Annotated in this window: 16 protein-coding genes and 1 tRNA gene; 15 read left to right on the plus strand and 2 right to left on the minus strand. The window is 33.9% G+C overall.

The window, feature by feature from the left end:
- The first annotated feature begins 75 nt into the window (after window positions 1-75).
- From ACGH6Q_RS04580 to pdxY, 7 genes are all read left to right on the plus strand, one after another.
- Window positions 76-1,689, plus strand: coding sequence for an ABC transporter substrate-binding protein (locus ACGH6Q_RS04580; protein ID WP_411592098.1), 1,614 nt, complete (start codon window positions 76-78; stop codon window positions 1,687-1,689).
- 147 nt (window positions 1,690-1,836) lie between these two features.
- A complete protein-coding gene (gene dppB / locus ACGH6Q_RS04585) occupies window positions 1,837-2,853 on the plus strand; it encodes a dipeptide ABC transporter permease DppB (RefSeq protein WP_411592101.1) in 1,017 nt (338 codons plus the stop codon).
- Window positions 2,854-2,867: 14 nt separating this feature from the next.
- Window positions 2,868-3,791 carry a dipeptide ABC transporter permease DppC gene (gene dppC, locus ACGH6Q_RS04590; protein WP_065610751.1) on the plus strand — a complete coding sequence of 308 codons (924 nt, stop codon included), beginning with the start codon at window positions 2,868-2,870 and terminating at the stop codon, window positions 3,789-3,791.
- Between the two features lie 13 nt (window positions 3,792-3,804).
- Window positions 3,805-4,782, plus strand: coding sequence for a dipeptide ABC transporter ATP-binding protein (gene dppD / locus ACGH6Q_RS04595; protein ID WP_065561598.1), 978 nt, complete (start codon window positions 3,805-3,807; stop codon window positions 4,780-4,782).
- A complete protein-coding gene (locus ACGH6Q_RS04600; RefSeq protein WP_065561599.1) occupies window positions 4,772-5,773 on the plus strand; it encodes a peptide ABC transporter ATP-binding protein in 1,002 nt (333 codons plus the stop codon). The genes dppD and ACGH6Q_RS04600 overlap by 11 nt, the downstream gene beginning before the upstream one ends.
- Window positions 5,774-5,911: 138 nt before the next feature.
- Complete coding sequence (locus ACGH6Q_RS04605) at window positions 5,912-7,189, plus strand: MFS transporter (RefSeq protein ID WP_411592104.1); 1,278 nt, start codon at window positions 5,912-5,914, stop codon at window positions 7,187-7,189.
- A 12-nt stretch (window positions 7,190-7,201) separates the two neighbouring features.
- Complete coding sequence (gene pdxY, locus ACGH6Q_RS04610) at window positions 7,202-8,068, plus strand: pyridoxal kinase PdxY (RefSeq protein WP_411592106.1); 867 nt, start codon at window positions 7,202-7,204, stop codon at window positions 8,066-8,068.
- 108 nt (window positions 8,069-8,176) lie between these two features.
- Here the strand turns inward: pdxY and ACGH6Q_RS04615 are convergent, their stop codons facing one another.
- Window positions 8,177-9,574, minus strand: coding sequence for an RtcB family protein (locus ACGH6Q_RS04615; protein ID WP_296300563.1), 1,398 nt, complete (start codon window positions 9,572-9,574; stop codon window positions 8,177-8,179).
- 243 nt (window positions 9,575-9,817) lie between these two features.
- Between ACGH6Q_RS04615 and ACGH6Q_RS04620 the strand changes: the two genes are divergently transcribed.
- Window positions 9,818-10,582: a DUF6882 domain-containing protein gene (locus tag ACGH6Q_RS04620; protein WP_411592107.1), complete on the plus strand. Its 765-nt coding sequence runs from the start codon at window positions 9,818-9,820 to the stop codon at window positions 10,580-10,582.
- Between the two features lie 57 nt (window positions 10,583-10,639).
- Here ACGH6Q_RS04620 and rtcR read toward each other — a convergent pair whose 3' ends face one another.
- Window positions 10,640-12,253, minus strand: coding sequence for an RNA repair transcriptional activator RtcR (gene rtcR / locus ACGH6Q_RS04625; protein ID WP_296317579.1), 1,614 nt, complete (start codon window positions 12,251-12,253; stop codon window positions 10,640-10,642).
- 314 nt (window positions 12,254-12,567) lie between these two features.
- Between rtcR and ACGH6Q_RS04630 the strand changes: the two genes are divergently transcribed.
- The 7 genes from ACGH6Q_RS04630 to ACGH6Q_RS04660 all read left to right on the plus strand — a co-directional run bounded on the left by ACGH6Q_RS04630 (window position 12,568) and on the right by ACGH6Q_RS04660 (window position 21,523).
- Window positions 12,568-12,643, plus strand: a tRNA-Pro gene (locus ACGH6Q_RS04630).
- A gap of 701 nt (window positions 12,644-13,344) precedes the next feature.
- Entirely contained in the window at window positions 13,345-14,496 is a 1,152-nt protein-coding gene (locus tag ACGH6Q_RS04635) for a slipin family protein (RefSeq protein WP_411592136.1), read from the plus strand.
- Between the two features lie 56 nt (window positions 14,497-14,552).
- Window positions 14,553-15,773 carry an RtcB family protein gene (locus ACGH6Q_RS04640; RefSeq protein ID WP_411592109.1) on the plus strand — a complete coding sequence of 407 codons (1,221 nt, stop codon included), beginning with the start codon at window positions 14,553-14,555 and terminating at the stop codon, window positions 15,771-15,773.
- Window positions 15,774-15,936: 163 nt separating this feature from the next.
- Window positions 15,937-17,544: a hypothetical protein gene (locus ACGH6Q_RS04645; protein WP_411592111.1), complete on the plus strand. Its 1,608-nt coding sequence runs from the start codon at window positions 15,937-15,939 to the stop codon at window positions 17,542-17,544.
- Between the two features lie 324 nt (window positions 17,545-17,868).
- The gene (locus ACGH6Q_RS04650; RefSeq protein ID WP_411592112.1) at window positions 17,869-19,014 is read left to right on the plus strand and encodes a hypothetical protein; all 1,146 of its coding nucleotides are present in this window, start codon (window positions 17,869-17,871) and stop codon (window positions 19,012-19,014) included.
- The gene (locus ACGH6Q_RS04655) at window positions 19,011-19,475 is read left to right on the plus strand and encodes a three component ABC system middle component (protein ID WP_411592114.1); all 465 of its coding nucleotides are present in this window, start codon (window positions 19,011-19,013) and stop codon (window positions 19,473-19,475) included. Before ACGH6Q_RS04650 ends, ACGH6Q_RS04655 begins: the two co-directional genes overlap by 4 nt.
- Window positions 19,472-21,523 carry a DUF3732 domain-containing protein gene (locus ACGH6Q_RS04660; RefSeq protein WP_411592116.1) on the plus strand — a complete coding sequence of 684 codons (2,052 nt, stop codon included), beginning with the start codon at window positions 19,472-19,474 and terminating at the stop codon, window positions 21,521-21,523. Before ACGH6Q_RS04655 ends, ACGH6Q_RS04660 begins: the two co-directional genes overlap by 4 nt.
- Window positions 21,524-21,535 lie beyond the last annotated feature (12 nt).

The raw sequence follows: 21,535 nt of genomic DNA on the forward strand, positions 1-21,535 counted from the left end.
ATTAAAAATACGACATTCTTACCTGTGTTTAAATGTTACAAAATCGGTTTACAGTTAAATAATTGGAGTGGTTTTATGAGTAATCTAAGGAAATATAAACGTAAATTCTTATTGAGTGCAGGACTAATAACAATGCTTGCGAGTGCACAACTTCATGCTGCAGGAACGTTAGTTTATTGTGCAGAAGCTTCACCTGAAATATTTAATCCACAGTTAGCAACAAGTGGTATTTCAATGGATGCGAGTGCAGTTCCTGTTTATAATCGTTTGGTAGAATTTAAATTAGGTACTACCGAAATTGAACCTTCTTTAGCCAAATCTTGGGATATCAGCCAAGATGGTTTAACCTATACTTTTCATTTACGCGATGATGTTAAGTGGCATAGCAATAAAGAGTTCAAACCAACACGAAACCTAAATGCTGATGATGTTATTTTTACATTTATGCGACAAAAAGATAAAAATCATCCTTATAACAAAGTTTCTGGTGGACAATATGAATACTTTGAAAGTATGGGATTCCCAGATTTAATCAAAGAAATTAAAAAGATTGATGACCATACTGTTGTATTTGAATTAAACCATCCAGAAGCCCCTTTTTTAGCAGATTTAGCAATGTCATTTGCATCAATCTTATCAGCTGAATATGCTGATACTATGCTTAAGAAAAACACACCAGAAAAATTAGACTTAGTTCCTGTTGGTACGGGCCCATTTACTTTTGTACAATACCAAAAAGACTCCAGAATTCTTTATAAAGCAAATCCCGATTATTTTGGTCCAAAAGCCAAACTTGATCGCTTAGTGTTTTCTATTACACCAGATGCCGCAATTCGTTATGCTAAGTTACAAAAAGGCGAGTGTCATGCTATGCCATACCCAAATGTAGCCGATGTTGAACGAATGAAATCAGACAAAAATATTGTTGTTAAAGAAATGGCTGGCGTTAACATTGGCTATTTAGCCTACAATATGGATAAGCCGCCACTTGATAAATTGCAAGTTCGTCAAGCATTAAATATGGCCGTGAACAAAGATGCGATTATAAAAGCTGTTTTTCAAGGTGCAGCTGAACCAGCTAAAAACTTTATTCCTCCATCAATGTGGAGTTATAACGATGAAGTGAAAGATTATCCTTATGATCCAGCGCAAGCAAAAGAGTTATTAAAATCAGCGGGATTAGAGAACGGGTTTACTATCAATTTATGGGCAATGCCAGTACAACGCCCATATAACCCAAATGCACGCCGTATGGCCGAAATGATTCAAGCGGATTGGGCTAAAATTGGCGTAACAGCTAAAATTGTGAGTTATGAATGGGGAGAATATCTATCTCGTATTCGTGATGGTGAACATGATGCTGTATTAATGGGCTGGACTGGAGATAATGGCGACCCTGATAACTTTTATTCTGTCTTGATGAGCTGTGATGCGGTTAAAGCAGGTTCAAACTATTCACGCTGGTGTTACAAACCATTTGATGATTTATTGCAACAAGCGCGTATTGAGTCAAATCACGAAAAAAGAGTTGAGCTATATAAACAAGCACAAGTTGAAATGCATAATCAAGCACCTGCATTGATGATTGCGCATTCAATGGTTTATATGCCATTACGCAAAGAAGTTAAAGGCTATATTATGGCGCCTCTGTCATTACATGACTTTAACCAAGTTACGCTTGAAAAATAGTATTCCTAACGATTAACCACCAATGTGTGGTTAATCACTACGTTGGGTTTTGCTAAATTTAGAGCTATAAATCTATTTTTTAATAATAATAAAAATTTTATCTATTTTATAAACGATAGTTTAAAAGCAATATTTAAGAGCTACTACATGTTTCAATTTATTCTAAAGCGGTTAGGTGTACTTATTCCAACGTTTATTTGTATCACACTGCTTACTTTTATTTTTGTTCACCTTATTCCTGGTGATCCCATTATGGTGCTTGCAGGAGAGCGAGGTTTAACCCCTGAACGCCATGCTGAATTAATGACTCAACTGGGTTTAGATAAACCACTGTATCAACAATATTTTCAATATATTATAAACATGCTTCATGGCGATTTAGGAACCTCTTTTAAAAGCCAAATTCCAGTATGGGATGAATTTGTACCCCGATTTAAAGCAACGTTTGAACTTGGATTTTGTGCAATGTTGTTTGCTGTTAGTTTTGGGATCCCAATCGGTGTTCTTGCCGCAGTGAAACGTGGTTCAATATTTGATCACACAGCAATAGGACTATCTTTAACAGGTTACTCCATGCCAATTTTTTGGTGGGGGATGATGCTAATCATGTTAGTCTCAGTACACTTAAATTTAACCCCAGTATCTGGTCGTGTTAGTGATATGCTTTTCTTAGATGAAAGTAATCCTTTAACCGGATTTATGTTAATTGATACTTTATTATGGGGTGAAACGGACGATTTTATCGATGCAGTTACTCACTTAATTTTACCTGCAATTGTGTTGGGAACTATTCCATTAGCAGTAATTGTCCGCATGACTCGTTCTTCTATGTTAGAAGTATTGAGTGAAGATTATATTCGAACCGCACGAGCTAAAGGCGTTAGTAGAATGCGAATCGTCCTTGTTCATGCATTGCGTAATGCAATGATCCCTGTTGTAACCGTTATCGGCTTACAAGTTGGTACAATGCTTGCCGGCGCCATATTGACCGAAACTGTATTTTCATGGCCAGGAATTGGTCGTTGGTTAATTGAAGCGCTACAGCGTCGAGATTACCCCGTTGTACAAAGTGGCGTTTTAATTGTTGCGGTCATAATTATTTTAGTGAATTTATTAGTTGATATGTTGTACGGGGTTATTAATCCGCGTATTAGACATAAATAAGAGTGTTTTTACAGATGAATAAACAGGTTATTACTGAACCAACCAATACGCAAGACACCAGTTTAGCCGTACCTAAACCATTAACGCCTATGCGTGAGTTCTGGTTCTATTTTTCAAAAAATAAAGGTGCAGTCGTTGGACTAGTCTTTATTATTATTGTTGTATTACTAGCTATCTTTGCCAATTTTGTTGCACCACATTCCCCTTCTGAACAATTTAGAGATGCATTACTAACACCACCCGTTTGGATGAAAGATGGCAGTTGGCAATTTATTTTAGGAACTGATGATGTGGGACGAGATATCCTATCCAGACTCATTTACGGTGCCCGTTTATCCTTATTAGTCGGTTGCTTAGTAGTTATTATCTCATTAATTTTAGGGATTACATTAGGATTAATTGCTGGTTATGCAGGTGGTTTTTTAGACAATGTAATTATGCGTGCAGTGGATATCATGCTTGCATTACCGAGTTTACTACTTGCACTTGTATTAGTTGCAATATTTGGTCCATCAATTATTAACGCTTCAATAGCATTAGCTTTTGTTGCATTACCACATTATGTTCGCTTAACACGCGGAGCAACGATTGCTGAAATTAATAAAGATTATGTCATTGCCTCACGAGTTGCTGGGGCGGGAGCCTTACGACAAATGTTTATCAACATCCTACCAAACTGCTTAGCACCATTAATTGTACAAGCTTCATTAGGATTTTCGAACGCAATTTTAGACATGGCTGCATTAGGTTTTTTAGGCATGGGTGCACAACCACCAACACCAGAATGGGGAACAATGCTTGCTGACGTATTGCAATTTGCACAATCAGCATGGTGGGTCGTTACCTTTCCTGGTTTAGTAATTTTAATGACAGTGTTAGCTTTCAACTTAATGGGAGATGGTTTGCGAGACGCACTTGATCCTAAATTGAAACAGTAATGGAGATACAGTCATGGCACTATTAGAAGTAAAAGAATTATCTGTTCAATTTGGTGGATTTAAAGCAGTAGATCACATTAGTTATGACGTTGAACAAGGGCAAGTTGTTGGTATTGTTGGTGAATCAGGTTCAGGAAAATCAGTGAGTTCACTCGCCATAATGGGATTAATTGATTTTCCCGGTAAGGTCAATGCAAATGCATTACACTTTGATGGCAAAGATCTTCAACAAATCTCAACTAAAATGCGCCGTAAAATTGTAGGTGCAGATGTGGCAATGATCTTTCAAGATCCGATGACTAGCTTAAACCCATGTTTTACCATCGGTTACCAAATCATTGAAACATTAAAAATCCACCAAGGTGGCAGTAAAAAAGCGCTCAAAGCAAGAGCGATTGAATTGCTTAAATTAGTCGGAATTCCTGATGCTGAAAATCGATTAAAGGTTTACCCGCACCAGTTATCTGGCGGAATGAGCCAACGAGTAATGATTGCAATAGCCATTGCATGCAATCCAAAACTCTTAATTGCTGATGAACCAACAACAGCACTAGATGTCACAATTCAAGGGCAAATTATTGAGTTATTACTTGAGTTACAACGCAAAAATAATATGGCATTAATACTTATTACTCATGACTTAGCGTTAGTTTCTGAGGCTGCACAAAAAATTATTGTAATGTATGCTGGACAGGTGGTTGAAATAGGAGATGCTGAAATTATCTTTAAAAAACCATTACACCCTTACACACAGGCATTATTACGCTCTCTCCCTGAATTTACTCAAGATAAAGAACGATTAGCATCATTATCAGGCGTTGTACCAGGAAAATATGATCGACCAACAGGCTGTTTACTCAACCCTCGTTGTCCTTATGCTACTGAACATTGTTATACCCAAGAACCAGCACTAGTTAGCTATGGTGAAACTAGAAAAGTAAAATGTCATTATCCACTATCAAGCGAAGGGATACCACAATATGAACAATAACATGGAAAATAATGAATTACTGCTTGATGCCCGAAACTTGACAAAATATTATCATGTTAAAACGGGACTTTTTTCTGAAACCAAGCAAGTTAAAGCCGTTGACGGTGTATCTTTTACATTAGACAAAGCTAAAACACTTGCGGTTGTCGGTGAATCAGGTTGTGGTAAATCCTCATTAGCAAGATTACTAACAATGATTGAAAAACCCACATCTGGAGAAATTTATTTTAAAAATCAGAATTTGTTGGATAATGATCAACAAGCGCAAAAATTGCGTCGCCAAAAGATTCAAATCGTTTTCCAGAATCCATACTCATCATTGAACCCCCGCAAAAAAATCGGTTCCATATTAGAAGAGCCTCTAATTATTAATACTGATCTAACAGCAAATGATCGTAAAGCAAAAGTACTATCAATGATGCAAAAAGTTGGATTAAAAGAAGAGTTTTATAACCGTTATCCCCATATGTTTTCAGGAGGACAACGTCAACGCATTGCTATCGCAAGAGGTTTAATGCTTGATCCCGAAATAGTAGTTGCTGATGAACCTGTTTCAGCATTAGACGTTTCTGTACGAGCACAAGTGCTAAATTTGATGATGGATCTACAGCAAGACCTAGGTTTATCTTATATTTTTATTTCTCATGACCTTTCCGTCGTTGAACACATTGCTGATGACGTAATGGTAATGTATTTGGGTCGTTGCGTTGAACAAGGACGAAAAGATGAAATCTATCGTAACCCTAAACATCCATATACTCAGGCACTATTATCAGCAACCCCAAGATTAAACCCTGATCTTAGACGAGATAGAATTAAATTAGAAGGTGAATTACCAAGTCCGCTAAATCCACCTATGGGTTGTGCGTTTAATGCTCGATGCCGTTTAGCATTTTCACGTTGTACAACAGAACAACCACAGCTTATTAATTATAATGAACATAAAATTGCGTGTTTCTGTATAGAGGAAAATAATAAAGGTGACAGTTAATTCTGTCACTAAATTAGATACTAAATCTATCCATTGTATTTTTCTTTTCTTAGAAGATAACAAATTGTCATATTAATAGTTTTGTGCTAGTTTCGTACTCATTATTAACTTACAACCGCGATAGACCTAAGATTACTTATGTCCAATTCATCAGCTAAAAAAGTCGCTTTTGCCGCCTTTATTGGTACGACCATTGAATGGTATGATTTTTATATCTATGCCTTGGCATCAGTATTAATATTTGGTCAGCTTTTTTTTCCTGATGATAATCAATTTGTGCAAATCTTAGGATCTTTTGCCACCTTTGCCGTGGGATTTTTATCACGTCCTTTAGGAGCGTTACTATTTGGTCATATTGGTGATCGTTTGGGGCGTAAAAAATCGTTAATTACTACGTTGGTTTTAATGGGGTGTGCCACCACCTGTGTTGGTTTATTACCCTCTTATCAACAAGCAGGCATTTTATCACCAATTTTATTAGTTACATTACGCATATTACAAGGGATTGCGGTTGGTGGTGAATGGGGCGGTGCAGTGCTTATAACCAATGAACATGCCCCAAAAGGGTTGAAAAACTTCTTTTCCTCCTTTGCACAGTGGGGAAGCCCAGCAGGAAATATTTTAGCATTATTGGTCTTTTCTTATATTATCCGTTCACCTATAGCTGAGCTTATTAATAGTGGCTATTGGCGTATTCCATTTTTAGCCAGTTCTATTTTATTAATTATTGGCATTATTGCTAGAGTCACCTTAAGCGAGTCACCTGTCTTTATCGAATCATGCAAAAAGCAAGCAAACTTAAAGCAAGACTCAATACCGATTATTGAAGTTTTAAAAAAATCAACACCGCTATTAATTTTAAGCATTGGCGCTAATGTATTGTCATTTAGTGGAATATTTTCTAATACATTAATGATTGGCTATACCACTATTGCACTAGGTATTGAAGACAAGATAATTGTTGATGCTCTATTTTGGATTGCAATTGTGCATTTTGTTGTGCAACCTTTTATTGCCTATTTTTCAGAAAAATACTTGGCAACACGATTTTTAATTTGTTCGGCAATCTTAGCAATGGGATCGGTATTTTTATTATTCCCAATCATTCAGCTAGGCACAAAAAATAGCTTTATTATTGGTATTTCGCTCAACGTAATTTGCTACAGTGGCTTTTATGGCGTAATAGCGGGCTATTTAAGTCGAGTTTTTCCTACCAGAATACGTTACACAGGATTATCTATCAGCTATCAAGGTTGCGCTGCCATTTTTGGTAGCCTAATTCCGATGATAGGGGCATATATTATTTATACTTACAAAGCTTTTTGGATACCATTAGCCTTGTTTTATTGTTGTTTAGCATTGATATCTATCATCTGTATCTATCTCCTAAACCGCTATCATTACTATGACGAATAATAAGGCAAACATATGAAAACAGTATTATCAATTCAATCAAATGTTGTTTATGGTTATGCCGGTAACAAAGTATCGACATTAGCCATGCAGCTACAAGGCGTTGAAGTTATGCCGATCCATACCGTGCAATTATCCAGTAATACGGTTTATCCTCATTATGATGGCATAGTGCTTGGTACTAAACAAATTACACGAATAGTTAATAGTCTAGAAAAAATTGGGATTTTAAAGTCCATTGACGCCATCATTTCAGGTTATATTGGTCTTGCTGAACAAGGCGAAGAGATCTTAGAAGCAGTCAACAAAATTAAATACTATAACCCTAATGCTATCTATGTTTGTGATCCTGTTATGGGGGGCGATATCAATAAAGGTAGTTCACTGCCACAAGGTATTATTGATTTCTTCACTAAACAAGCGGTTAAACAAGCCGACTATATCACACCAAATTTATTAGAATTACAAATACTTTCTGATATCGAAATTAAAACATTTAACGATGTACTAAATGCAATAAAAAAACTACAAAAACAGTCTATTAAAGCTATATTAGTAAAAAATTTGGTGCACGCTGGCAAAACAACCAACCTATTTGAAATGGTGTTAGCTACGCCAACCCAAAACTATCATCTTGCTCGCCCACTATATGACTTTCCACATCGTCCATTAGGTGTGGGTGATTTAATTTGTAGCTTGTTCACTGTGCATCTAATTAATGGACAATCCCAATTAATGGCATTTGAATTAGCCGCCAATGCCGCTAATCACGTGCTAGAGATCACCAAACAAAAAGAGGCTCGAGAATTGGCAATTATTGATGCTCAAGCGTGGATTAAAAAACCAGATTTACGGTATCGGGGGATGGAGTTGATGTTATAAAAGAATATCATTTCTATGTTATTCTTCTAAACAATAAGTATTTTGTGCTAAAATTTTATATTAATATTTTGATTAAATAATAAATTCTAGCACAAAATATTTTCCTTATTATACTTTAAACGTAATCCAAGGTTTAAGTTTAACTATGGTTTGAATCAAATCGGCTTTTTGTTGCGCCTCAATTACTGGTGTAATTGGTTTGTATGCTATAGGCGCTTCTTCGCGTAGCCGCTCTTCTTTGAGAGTAATGCATTGCCATGGTAAGGTAGTCTTTTCAAACTCTACCTTTTTATTACGCATGTTTTGCCTTCTTTCTGCTCTTCCTGCACCATGTGAACAAGACCATAACCACTCTTCATTACCTTTACCAACTGCTACATAAGAGTGATCACCCATCGACCCAGGAATTAATGTTATTTGACCTGTATATGCAGGCGTAGCACCTTTACGATGAATATTCATGCCTTGCTCTGGTAAAATAATATTATGAGAAATATCAACCACTAATTGACTATCATCTTGATGAAAGATCGTTGATAACGATTTACGTATTAACTCGGTGATGACAATACGATTTATCCAAGCATATCGAGCAGCAACGCCCATTGCTTGTAAATAAGCTTTAGCGTCATTATCAGTCAAGCCAAACAATCCTGATTTAGGCTGTTTTTCATTAGCTGGCCATAGGGCTTTTGCTCTATCTTGCCAACGTTGACCAATATAAAATCCAACATCACGTGATCCAGTATGGATCATAACAACAATACTATTTTTTTGAAGACCTAATTGATAAGCTAAATGACGATCCATTATCTCATCAACAATTTGTAACTCAACAAAATGGTTACCAGAACCAACAGTACCTAAGCTAGCAGGACGGATAATATCTCGCTTTTCAAAAAAGGCTTCAGGTGCATATTTACTATCTGCCACAATTAAATGATTACCAGATATTTTATCAAGCTCTGCCCGTAACCGTTCATAATTAACCGAATTCCATAGCCCATGCTGAGGTAATTCAGATAACCATGCCGAAATATCTTGATCAAATAATGCTTGAAAAGATTGCGGCGTAACAGGAACATCACGTTCATCTTGCAATAATACGCGTTTTAATTGCGCAATAATTGAAGACTTTTGTTTACACACTTGCTCATAACTTAAGCCCGTTGTAAAAAGCCGCATACCACAATTAATATCAGTGCCAATTGCAGCTGGAATAATAAAATTCTGCGTGGTAGCGACAATACTACCTACTGGTGCAATAGTACCCGGATGAAAATCGGGTGTTGCACGCGCAGTACAAACTTTACCTAAACTATTAGGTATTTTAACTGAAGCAAAATTTAATAGTTGTTCTACGGCTTTTTCCTCTAATGGTAAAGGATTAGGCAATAATACCTGAGCAGTAGTATTTTCTTTATTAAAAGTATAAATATCATTATTAAAATGACTTTCAATCCCAAGGCGGGACAAACGTTTTTGTAAACGGGTAAATGTAGACATAATAGCCACCTAGAAAACAATAAAATAGTGTCTCCTCATATTGAGAAGATAATTACTGTTTTCCTGCAGCAGCACTATTCAGGAAAGCGGGCACATTCTATACAAAAAATCTTTATCTGTAAAGATATTGAGATTTGATAAACCATATATTAATATTATGGATTACATATCAGTATTAAATCAAAACATAAAATTTAAAAGAGAAAATAAAGAATTATTATGGGTATGGGGATACAAAAAGTTATGCTAACACCATGCAAATCAGAAAAAGAATTGTTAGAGCACTTTGGTTGTTATGGATTTGAAAAACAGCTCAATTTTTATGAAATAATTGGCGATAGCAATTGGCAAATAGATATCAATCAAGGTGTTATCTATTTTGGTGATAATATAACCTTTTCTATTCAATTATTAGGTACTTTTTCTTTATCTTCTGAAACATGGCTTTGGTCTTGGAATAACGAAGCATCGCAGTTACCCACATCGGTTATTGAACAAGCGTTGAGTTTAAAAAGCTATGGTGAAGAAAATGATATTAATTTATTCACTTCTGCTCAATTTGACACTACACAAGAAGATTTATACAAAATAGGGGTAATTGCTACAGGAATGTTTAATACCGATGGATATTATCTGGCTGATTTTGGGCAAGGAATAGCATTGGTAACCATAAAAAAAGATCATATTAACTCAAAAAATAATAACCAGAATAAAATCTCTAAAATTTTTCCAAAATTTATAACAAATCTGTTTGGGAGTTCTTCATTTGAAAGTGATAACCATGAGCAGAAAAATAATCAAACCCAAATTTTTGAAATATTTTCTCAATTTATTTCAAACTTTGATGTGGATCATTACCAGGCACTTAAGTACTATCTAATTGCTAAAGATTATCAAGTCAAACAAAGCGATTTGACAGCTCAAACAGAGCTTGTTGCAATAAAAGGTGAGCAAAGAGTAGTTGCTAAATTTGATGAACAATCTCGTTTAATTAGTTTAAATGTATAAATACAGTTGTCAGTAAAAATCTTTTCATTTATGGAATAGATTTTACCAATACATTGATTAAGCTTTATTAACCATATCCCAACTTAAACCAAACTTTGCCAAATATTTTTTTAATCGATCAGCATCATTGCTACGTTGTTTTTTTATGCGAGACACAGCGAACAATTTTCTGCCAGCTTCAGATAAACAGCTACTTTTTTGGCAGATTTCAATCACCTTTTCCAATTGGAAGCGATCAAATTCATCTATTTCTAATGGAATTAAAGAGTCATCTGATTTGTGTTTCCCCCAGTTTTGTTTTAAGCGTAGAATCTCTTTTTCTACTTGTTCCAACGTAATATTAGCTTGTGGTGCTAACGTAGCCATTCGAATAATCGAGCTATTTAATTCACGAAAGTTACCCTGCCATAAGGCTTCCTGAGAGGTAGCAAAAGCTAAATAAGCACGTCTTGATTGTTGATTGAAACGTGGCATAATGCCGTATTCTTTAGCATAACGCGCCAATTCATAATCAATATTCGGTTCGATATCTTCTTTTCGTTCGGCTAAACTCGGCAGTTGATAACTCCACAAATTGATTCTGGCAAACAGATCTTCACGAAATTCACCATTCTCAATCGCCAATTTAAGATCTTTATTAGTCCCAGCAATTAATTGAAAATCACTCTGAATCGGTTTATCACTACCAAATGGATAAAATTGTTTCTCTTCGATCGCTTTTAATAACATTGCTTGTTCATCAAGCCCAAGTTCACCAATTTCATCTAAAAATAATAATCCCCCATCAGCATTTTTAAGTAAACCGGTACGAGCGAGATTTGCACCCGTAAATGCTCCTTTCACATGGCCAAATAAGGTTGACATTGCACTATCACCTCGTAAGGTGGCGCAGTTAATTTCGACAAATTGACCGTTAATTTGATGATTAGTGTGTTTTAGCAAATAAATTTGTTTAGCTAAAAATGATTTACCTGCACCAGTTGGCCCACACAATAAAATAGGGGCATGCGATCGGCTAGCAACCTGTTCTATTTCAGCAATTAATTGATTAAATTGTTGGTTACGAGTAGCGATACCTGACTTTAACAGATCTGTTGCTTGAATGGCATATTGTTGAAAACGGGTTAAGATTTTATCATAACGATGCAAATTCAAATCGATGATATTCATATTACCGTAAGGTACTTGCGCAATAAGATCTGCTTCCTCTAAGTTATAATTTTTTTCTATTATCTCCTTTTTGGATGGTGGAGACATTTGTAATAATTTAGCTGGATAATAGCGCGATTCTGCTAGTAAAAACCAACAAATCTGTGCGACATGCGTACCTGTTGTGATATGCAAATAATACTCTTCTTGTTCTGAATTAAATGAGTAGTTTTTCGAAATATCAAAAAGGCAGGTATAAACTTGTTCAAAATCCCATGGATCATCTATATTTACTGCGATTGGCCTTACTTCGGTTTGTGGTGATAAAATTTTAATATCTTTAACAACTTCGCAAAGCAGATGATAATCGTTTTGATAATAGAGTAATTCAAATCGAGTTAATGGTAGATCAGATTGATGACATAAATCGATAGTCGGTCGCCATTGCAACCATCGTCGTTTACCTTTACCACGTTGATCCAATACATTTCCTAAAAAACCAAACACTACATTCTTTTTCATTTTTATAAAAAATTATAAATAACTAGATAAAATTATAAAAAATAAATCTATTACAATCTACTTATATTTTATCAAAAAATATTTCAACCTTATTATTTATATATAAATCAAATAATTACAAATAATTTTTTATTTTTTGAAAATTTTGGCACACTTTTAGCATTATTGAATGTACCTAAGTAAACATATGCTGTTTTTTTATAGCAGCAAGGTACATAGCGAATACTTTACGTATTTATCCATGGGATAAAGGAGCCAAAGATTATCAACATGTATTTCTAATTATGTGATTAGGTTGCTGTATCAAAGCAAATTTTTGAATAGTTCATCAGGTAGAACAATCGACAAGGGATCGATATGTGGTAGGTTCGAGTCCTACTTCAAAAACCAAAAATGAAAGTAATAATAAACACAATCAGTGATCGTGTTGAATAAGAAAGAGGTAAAGCTGTATTACCACTTTCTTATTCACCAGTTTAAACCGGTTAACTTAGTGATCAATAAAAATGGCTAAGATAAAAAAACTGGATAATAGGCAGAAAGTTAAACACCAATAAGAAGGATTATTTTCTTATTCACTTTAATGCTCCCCCTATTATTTCGTTACTTAACCCGTGCAAATTGGCACAAACACGATGGCTGATTGTCGTAAAAGGAATAATACAATGATAAAAACCATTAAAGTAAAAAAATATGAAATTGCAGTATTATATAAACATGGCGAGATTACTCAGATCTTAACAGCAGGTGTTTACCATAAAGCCGATCCATTCAATACGCTTAGTTATAAAATAATTGATTTAGCTGTATCCAAAGTAGCCGAAGAAATTGCTGAACAACTACTTAACTTTTATCCAACCATTGTTAAACAGCACTGTTATTTGGTCGATGTAGCTACTAATGAAATCGCATTACGTTATGAACAGCAAAAACTAGTTGAAGTGATTTTACCTGCAACCAAAACATTATATTGGAACAGCTATAAATCTCACTCAATAAAAAAAGTGTTATTACAACAAGATTATGCATTACCGACTGAAATTACTAATGAATTACTGCAAGCAAAAAACACTAATGAACCAATTAATAATATCGATAAATTAGTTCTACATCATTTTATTCATGAACAAATCGGTACTTTATTTGTTGATAACCAATTAATAAAAATTATTGCGCCAGAAACGGTAGTCGGTTACTGTCCATTTAAACACACTATTGTACTTGGTAAATTTAATTTACGTGAAAACCGTATTGATGATCGTATCGCTAATGCCATTGAACAGCGTACACCACAGCAACTATTACAATTTTGTATAGCAATGGACGTTGGCGCTAACGAAGTAGGGTTGCGTTATGAAAATGATTTGCTAGTTGAAATTCTACCGCCAGGAACAAAACGACTTTACTGGAAAAATAGTGATAAACAACATATAGTTAAGGTTGAGTTAAATAAGGGGTATACCTTAAATAATGAAATGATTGAACAATTATTACAACCAAAACTACGGCAAAAAGGCATCATAGGGGATAATGGCGTATTAATCGCCCAAGTGCCGGCTTATCATGTAGGAGTATTAAAAGTTAATGGTAGAATTGAGCAGCTATTAACAGCTGGTATCACAGCTTATTGGCGTTTTAACCGTGAAATATCGGTTGATATCGTTGATACTCGTTTGCAAGTATTAGAAGTTGCAGGTCAAGAAATTTTAACTAAAGATAAAGTGAATTTACGTATCAATTTGGTTGCAAACTGGCGTTATACAGATGTTTTAATGGCATTTGAAAAAACAGCAAGCCCTGCTGAATTACTTTATCGAGAACTCCAGTTTGGTTTACGTGAAGCAATTGGCACTCGCACATTAGATGAATTGCTTGAAAATAAAAACATCATCGATGAAGTGGTAAGTAAGCATGTACAAATGCGTTTAGAAGGTTTTGGCATTGCAACTATCTCGTTAGGAGTAAAAGATATTATTTTACCCGGCGATATGAAAGCAATTTTATCGCAAGTGGTTGAAGCTGAAAAATCAGCACAAGCCAATGTGATACGTCGCCGCGAAGAAACCTCGGCCACTCGTTCATTATTAAACACAGCGAAAGTGATGGAAAACAACCCAGTGGCTTTACGCTTAAAAGAGATGGAAACCCTAGAACGTATTGCTGAACGCATCGATAAGATCTCGGTAGTGGGGGGACTAGATCAAGTATTACATGGTTTGATTAATATCCAACCTAAAGGTTAGAAATAAAAATGTAACATCATGCAATTAACTGTTGCATGATAAAAAAGGAATAAAGCATGACACAATATAACTTATTACAAACAGATAATGCCAAACCAATAAAAATGTGGACAAAAGGCGTGCCTGTTGAAGAAGAAGCCAAAACACAATTAACCAAAACGGCACAATTACCGTTTATTTTTAAACATATCGCCGTCATGCCTGATGTGCATGTCGGTAAAGGATCAACTATCGGTAGTGTGATCCCAACGATAGGCGCAATTATACCGGCAACTGTAGGGGTGGATATTGGTTGTGGCATGATTGCTGTGCAAACGTCTTTAATAGCGAGTGATTTACCTGACAATCTATTACCGTTACGAAATGAAATTGAAAAAGCAGTACCGCATGGCCGATCGCCTCATAATCGTCGACAAGATATTGGTAGCTGGCAAAATCCACCATTACTCATTGACCAGTATTGGCAACAGTTATTACCCGGTTTTGAAAAGTTAACAGAAAAATATCCAAATTTTTTAAAAACCAATAATTACCGGCATTTAGGCACACTTGGCACTGGCAACCATTTTATCGAAATTTGTTTGGACGAAGCCGATCGAGTTTGGATTATGTTGCATAGTGGATCACGAGGTGTAGGTAATGCTATTGGTAACTTTTTTATAGAAATGGCACGAAAAGATATGGAAGTCCATAACAAAAATCTACCTGATAAAGACTTAGCATATTTGGAAGAAGGAACCGAACATTTTCATGATTATGTTGATGCTGTGCATTGGGCGCAAGAATTTGCAAAGCTCAACCGTGAAGCCATGATGAATAATGTTATCTTAGCAATGCGTAAAGTCATTACTAAACCATTTACCACGCACATGTCGGCGGTAAATTGTCACCATAACTATGTGCAAAAAGAGCAACATTTTGGTGAAGACATTTTCATTACACGTAAAGGTGCAGTGTCTGCTCGAAAAGGTGAACTAGGGATTATTCCGGGATCAATGGGAGCTAAAAGCTATATTGTGCGAGGACTTGGTAATGAAGAAAGTTTCTGTTCATGCTCGCACGGTGCAGGGCGAGTTATGAGCCGAACAGAAGCTAAAAAGAAATTTACCATTAAAGACCAAATTAAAGCAACAGCACACGTTGAATGCCGAAAAGATGCCAACGTGATTGATGAAATCCCAATGGCATACAAAGATATTGATGCGGTAATGACAGCCCAAAATGAACTGGTCGAAATTGTCCATCAATTACGGCAAGTTGTGTGTGTGAAAGGGTAAAAAATATTGAGGAGCAATCCTCAATATTGGTGGAAATAAAAATATTAAAAACCTTAATTATATCAATGATAAATCTAAAATAATGCATTACTATCATGATTATTCAATTTGATTTAAATAACTAATTAATCATTCTAACAATAAAATATTTAAAGGATTAACGATGAAAGAAACTACTCAAAATTCAACGACAGAACCCTCAAATATGGCGACGACTCAACCATTTCCAATGGTATGGGATAACAATAAAATCAGTATTTATCAATTTTTACTGCCTTATCAACATGCAGAAAAACTGCCTGAAATAGCCCAAACACTTCCTGATGAATCATCTGATGATACAAAATTAAAATGGGCAGCAGGGGCGATGGATGGGGTTAGCAATCATCATGGCGCATCATCGGAACACACATGTGTTGAAGAAATTTTAACGTTACTAATCACAATATCAACACAACCCAATAAACACGATATCGAAAAACTTTACACCTTAATAAATACGGAAGGTACTTTAAGTTTTATTGATGATTTAAGTGATGCAATACCAAAAATTGACATTGATTTTGATAAGTTATATGAATTTACCTATTGGTTAGCAACAAATAGCCCTGATCGTGAAATCATTAAGTTTAGTATTGCTGTATTAGGATGTTTTACTACCGAACAAACAGACTTATTTTTATTATTAGGCATGCATGAAGAGTTTACCTTATATTCAGCAGTTGCATTACAAAACACCTTATCATCACCCGAACAAGTCGAAAATGCCTTAGTTACTTTAGCTAAAAAAGTGGATGGTTGGGGTAGGATCCATATTGTTGAACGATTGGCCGAATATCAATTATCATCAACTACTAAAGATTGGTTATTAAGAGCGGGTTATCAAAATAGCGTTATGAACGAATATCTTGCTTATACTTGCGCAACCACAGGTGAATTAAATCAGGTTTTAGAACAAGATTATGTTGATTTACCTTTATTAGAATCTGCGGGTGAAATTTTAGAGGCACTCATCATGGGCGGACCAGCCGAAGATATGCATTGTTATGAGGAAGGTGCTATTGTTTGTTTAAATTATTTAAAACATTTACTAAAACTACCCTCATTAGCTGAACTCCCCCCTTTACGAACAGTACTGACTATACGTGATTTTGTTAGCAACCAACTTAATGAAAGCTATCCTAATTGGAATGAAAAAATAAAAAACGCAATTATTGAAAAAGCGAATGAGTTTATCCATCAAGATAAATGGTTAGCATTAATTGAACATGATTTAATGAATGATGATAGCAGTAAATTTTGCCTAGCTGCTGATCTTTACACGCAATTTGGATTTGATGCATGGGATGCGCGTTTTGCATATCAAAAAAATCATCAGGGTGAACAGTGGTATTATTTAATGCAAGCCGATGATATACAAAGAGTACAACAAGTTATACAGTTAGCTAGGCAACAATATGACTTTACAAAAATCGCAACTGGGCCAGCGCTAGAATCTGCATTTGGCATCAAATATAAAGCACACCGTGCATTGGATGCTATTTTACAAGAGCTCAATCGATTTCCGAGTATGGGTGAAGATCTTATATTAATTGGTCTAAACAGCCCAGTAATACGCAACCGAAACATGGCATTAAATGCCATTGAAGCTTGGGATCGACAATGTTGGACAGATAAAATAACGCTTGCCCTGCAAGGGCTTATTGCAAATGAACCTAATGATGAAATTAAAAAAAGGTTAGTAACGCTACTTGCTTCGCACAATAGTTAAATATTCTATTTACGTGCTAACAAACATAAAAATATCGACGCAGTTATGACCGCCCCAAATGGGGGGGCGGAATTGTATATTAATGACGGTTGGTGGTGTGGGTTATGGGGTAAAATGTGAGGTTAATTGTATCATTGCTAAAAGGAAAAGGTTGACCTCGTCTCATTTGTTAATTATGTAGATAATTGATCTTAATTATAATATTTATAAATGAAATAATTATATAGCATTATGCAATTGTTTTAAATTATATGGTTTTACATATCGTAATGTTATGTTAAAATTTTTGAAAAAAAATGGCATAGTTCAGGGCAGTTGTAAATAATGGAAAATAATAAATTACCTAATTCTGCAGTTGATTCAACAAAAGCTATTTCATACCAATTGCTTATTGCTTTAGATATAGCATATTCTCTAGATCAAGACCAAAAGCTCTGGATAGAAAAATACGGTGATGTAACAATATCTCATGATTCACAAATAGAGGTAAAACATCTAGCAAAACCTTTATCTGATAATAACATTGCTTTTTGGAATACCATAAAAAACTGGTTAGATAAACGTTTTGAACATCATTATTATAAATCGCTAATATTAAGTACAACTCAAAGTATAGGCTTAAAGAGTATTTTTAATCAATGGGAATCATCAAATGTCGAAAAAAGATATTCTGATTTATACGAGCTTTGGATTTCGGCTGAAAACAGATTTCAACAAAAAAAAGTTAAAAAAACGCACTATAAACCCAGTGAAGTATTAGCTATTCAACGAGAAATATTTAATAAAAAAGATGCTGAATTAAAAGAGATTATCCCTAAAATAGTTATTGTTTCTGATGCTCCTAATTATGAAAAAAAATGGTCAGAAATGGTAAGGAAATATGCAAGAGGAATACCATCAGAAAATCAACAATTATTTATTCAAGCATTAATCGGTTTTCTAATATCCGCCCAAGTACAAGATGGTTGGGAAATAACGAACAGCCAATTCACCGAAGAAGTTCGAAAAATAAACTCTTTATATCAAAATGGGCAACATATATTTCCTAAAATAAAAAAATCAGCAGATTTAGATCATACAAAATACGTAGATAAATTATTTATAAAAAAAATTAATGAAATATCTCACCACGAAGTTCTTACAGAGGCAATTAATGACTATCTATATGCTAATACAATAATTTGGAAGGAGTTGAAAGGGCTTCAAAAAAGTTATGAGTATTATTTAGAATATCAGAACCAATTAAAAAGAAAACATAATTCAAAGTATAGAGAAAAATGCGCTGAATTAAAATTAAATGCTGATCATGATATAGTTATCTCTTCCCAATGCTTTTATGATCACTTAATGGGTGAAGATCCTCAGTTGTTATGTCCATATACAAACACACCGAGTGATTTCAGGAATGGCGTATATCATATTCTAGCTGATGACGATAATGATAATATTCACTGGAAGCTAAGAAGATGAAAAAAGATAGAATATATTACTATATCACCTTAACAAGAAGCCCAATTATCTTAGCTCCTGTAGTTGGGGCATTTTATAAAGCATTACCAAATAGCCCTAAAAATATTTTACTTAGTTATTTAGTCCTACCTTTGGTTTTATATCCACCATCTCAAAAATTTTTATCAAAAGCTCGCTCTACTAGTAATTTAAGAACATTTTGCAATTACCAAGATAATATTCTTGGTTTATACCAGAGAGTAAATGAATTTAAAACAACGACAAATCAGATTGTGAATGATTTAATCAGTAAGCAATATTTAAAACTTTGTGATGATTTATCGATTGAATATTGTAAAGATGATTCGATGCCATCAAAACTTGAAGTAGAAATAAAATCAGCTCAAAATCTAGCTTCAATAATCTTCAAATCCCATGATATACCCAGTATATATAGACAACTTGGAATAGTTAAACTATGAAATGTTATATAAAACTTATTGCAGTATTAGATAATAATGAAAATAGTCATTTTGTTAAATTAACTCCTGGATTAAATATTATTACAGGTAGCTCATCAACCGGTAAAAGTGCCCTTATAGAAATTTTTGATTATTGCTTTGGTAGTAGTGATTATACGGTGCCTACTGGTATTATTACTGATAATGCAGCAATGTATTATGTTGTATTGCAATTTTGTGACTATATACTAGTTTTAGCTAGAAGACCTGAATCAAAACATTGTTTTATAAAGGAATTAACTAATGTAGAAGAGATAGAATCATTAACTAACATCAAATCTAACTTTTTTGATGAAAATTTTTTCTATCCCTTGAAAGATTTTAAAATCAGATTAAATAGACACTTTGATATTGATTTTACTAGTGTGGATGAAGATCTAGCAAAAGTTGAATACTTAAAAAAAAGTGCTACCCCATCAAGTCGTAGTTTTATGTCATTTTGTTTACAACATCAAAACTTAATCGCAAACAAGCATGCTATTTTTTATCGTTTTGATCAAAAGGAAAAAAGAGAACAAGCTATAGAACATTTCAAAATTTTTATGGGTATTGTTGATCAAGACTATTTTTATAAAAAGCAAAAGATAAGCCAACTTGATGAATTAATAAAAACAAAAGAAAAATTATTAAGAAGAGAAGTAAATAATGAATTTGGTATAAAAGCTAAATTAAAGCAAATTCTAAATGATTACCATACACTAACAGGGACTGACTTATTAAAAACTGAAATTGATGAAATCTATAATAAACCAGAAAAAGCATTACAATTATTAAAACAAAACACTATAAAAATAGATCTAACAAATTCTGATTATGAAATTAGAAAAAAAGAACTAGATGGAGCATATAGTCAATGCTTTGCTCAAAAAAGAGAATTGATAAATAAAAAAAATACAATTGATTCTTCTATTAATTATATAGTTGATTTTACTAAAAATTCATCATCAATAAATCTTATTCAAGATGTTGGTATACAAATATGCCAATGCCCATTTTGTCAATCTGAAATAAACCCAATGCTTTCTGAAGCACATAAATTAACTGATGCTATCAATTGGCTAAACAAAGAGTTACAAGCAACACCTTATCTAGCTAAGTCCCTAAGTGAAGAAAAGAATCTAATAGAAAAGGAAATAAAAAATAAAAATATTGAATTTAAAAAAATAGAAACTAATTTAAAAAAATTAGCTGAACAAACTGAAAATTTGCAAAATAAGACACCAATTTCACAATTAGCAGAAGAACTTAAATTACGATTTAAAATTATGCTAGAAGATATGGAGTCAAAAAATAAAATGGATATGCAAAAGGAGATTGAAAATCTTAAAACTGAACGAGATAAATTAGAAAAAGCAATTGATCAAGAATATAAACTTAAAAGAACTTTAAACAATTTACAGAATAAAATTAATAATATGATGAATCAAATAGGTGAAAACTTTGATTTTGAAAAATCATATTGCCCCATCAACTTACATTTTAAACTAGAATCTTTTGATTTATATCATAAAGATAAGAAAAGAGGTGAAACATATCTGCGTTCTATGGGGAGTGGTGCTAATTGGCTTTATTCCCATTTATCTTTGTTTTTATCCTTACATTCCTTATTTGCTACCAATAAAAAATGTAAAATTCCCCCTATTTTATTTTTAGATCAACCAACACAAGTGTATTTTCCTAATTTTCAAGATGATGATGCAGAAAACTTTAATCCTGAAAATTTAGTATCAAAAATGAAAAGAGATAAAATAAAGGATGATTTATCTTCCGTAAAAAATATATTCAAAGAACTCATTACATTTTGCGAAAATCATAAAGACGACAATGGCGATATTTTAATTCAAATTATTGTCACTGATCATGTAGATAATTTAGGTGTTTTAAACAATAATAATGGTGCCAAAAATGAATTAAGTGAGAAAGAGCAAAACTTACAAAACAAAATTTATAATTATAACAATTATGTTAGAGCTCGTTGGCGAAAACAAAATGATGGTTTCATAAATTAAAAAAATAAATTT

This window comes from Gilliamella sp. BG2 (assembly GCF_046635645.1).
Taxonomy (GTDB): Bacteria; Pseudomonadota; Gammaproteobacteria; order Enterobacterales; family Orbaceae; genus Gilliamella; species Gilliamella bombi.

Excerpts from the sequence above, each read along its gene's own strand:
- ACGH6Q_RS04580 (WP_411592098.1), top strand. The coding sequence starts at position 76 with ATGAGTAATCTAAGGAAATATAAACGTAAATTCTTATTGAGTGCAGGA.
- dppB (WP_411592101.1), top strand. The coding sequence starts at position 1,837 with ATGTTTCAATTTATTCTAAAGCGGTTAGGTGTACTTATTCCAACGTTT.
- dppC (WP_065610751.1), top strand. The coding sequence starts at position 2,868 with ATGAATAAACAGGTTATTACTGAACCAACCAATACGCAAGACACCAGT.
- dppD (WP_065561598.1), top strand. The coding sequence starts at position 3,805 with ATGGCACTATTAGAAGTAAAAGAATTATCTGTTCAATTTGGTGGATTT.
- ACGH6Q_RS04600 (WP_065561599.1), top strand. The coding sequence starts at position 4,772 with ATGAACAATAACATGGAAAATAATGAATTACTGCTTGATGCCCGAAAC.
- ACGH6Q_RS04605 (WP_411592104.1), top strand. The coding sequence starts at position 5,912 with ATGTCCAATTCATCAGCTAAAAAAGTCGCTTTTGCCGCCTTTATTGGT.
- pdxY (WP_411592106.1), top strand. The coding sequence starts at position 7,202 with ATGAAAACAGTATTATCAATTCAATCAAATGTTGTTTATGGTTATGCC.
- ACGH6Q_RS04615 (WP_296300563.1), bottom strand. The coding sequence starts at position 9,574 with ATGTCTACATTTACCCGTTTACAAAAACGTTTGTCCCGCCTTGGGATT.
- ACGH6Q_RS04620 (WP_411592107.1), top strand. The coding sequence starts at position 9,818 with ATGCTAACACCATGCAAATCAGAAAAAGAATTGTTAGAGCACTTTGGT.
- rtcR (WP_296317579.1), bottom strand. The coding sequence starts at position 12,253 with ATGAAAAAGAATGTAGTGTTTGGTTTTTTAGGAAATGTATTGGATCAA.
- ACGH6Q_RS04640 (WP_411592109.1), top strand. The coding sequence starts at position 14,553 with ATGACACAATATAACTTATTACAAACAGATAATGCCAAACCAATAAAA.
- ACGH6Q_RS04645 (WP_411592111.1), top strand. The coding sequence starts at position 15,937 with ATGAAAGAAACTACTCAAAATTCAACGACAGAACCCTCAAATATGGCG.
- ACGH6Q_RS04650 (WP_411592112.1), top strand. The coding sequence starts at position 17,869 with ATGGAAAATAATAAATTACCTAATTCTGCAGTTGATTCAACAAAAGCT.
- ACGH6Q_RS04655 (WP_411592114.1), top strand. The coding sequence starts at position 19,011 with ATGAAAAAAGATAGAATATATTACTATATCACCTTAACAAGAAGCCCA.
- ACGH6Q_RS04660 (WP_411592116.1), top strand. The coding sequence starts at position 19,472 with ATGAAATGTTATATAAAACTTATTGCAGTATTAGATAATAATGAAAAT.